General features: G+C 56.6%; 1 protein-coding gene. It reads right to left on the bottom strand.

Annotated features, from left to right (window positions below; all coding sequences use genetic code 11):
* Positions 1 to 134 precede the first annotated feature (134 nt).
* Positions 135 to 429: CHAD domain-containing protein (locus AF337_RS03065; protein ID WP_152970880.1), on the bottom strand; the 295-nt coding region annotated here is incomplete at its 5' end.

The raw sequence follows: 429 nt of genomic DNA, 5'->3' as shown, positions 1-429 counted from the left end.
CAATGCACCATATTGCTGGATCGGCTTCGGATAGACGTCAATGTCATTCATCGTGTCTGCTCATGTTCATCGACGTTCTCGAGTGTGCCGGATAGGCCGAGGTTCCTTCGCTTAAGGTTCATGGCGTCCTCATGTCAGCGCCAGAAGCGCTTCGTGTCGATGACCTCATCTACTGAGGACTGCGCCATGCGGATCAACGCATTCTTGTCATCGTGAGAAACGACAGAATCTCGAGCAGGGTGGTTGGCCAGTCCATGCTGCGCGAGCACGTTCGGTCCGGTTGCCAGATCGTTCAGTGCTCCCAGATAGTCCTGCAGCTCCTCCATCGCTGCGATGAATTTCCGCTGCCGGCGCGTGCCGCGCTTGTCGTCGAACAGCGATCCGAAGAACTCGGCCGCGTAGCGAAGCTTTTTAGCGTCCTTGCGAACC

The organism is Rhizobium ecuadorense, assembly GCF_001187535.1.
Classification (GTDB): domain Bacteria; phylum Pseudomonadota; class Alphaproteobacteria; order Rhizobiales; family Rhizobiaceae; genus Rhizobium; species Rhizobium ecuadorense.
The sequence above is the reverse complement of the archived record's forward strand: the minus strand, read 5'-3'. Positions and strand labels throughout refer to the sequence as shown.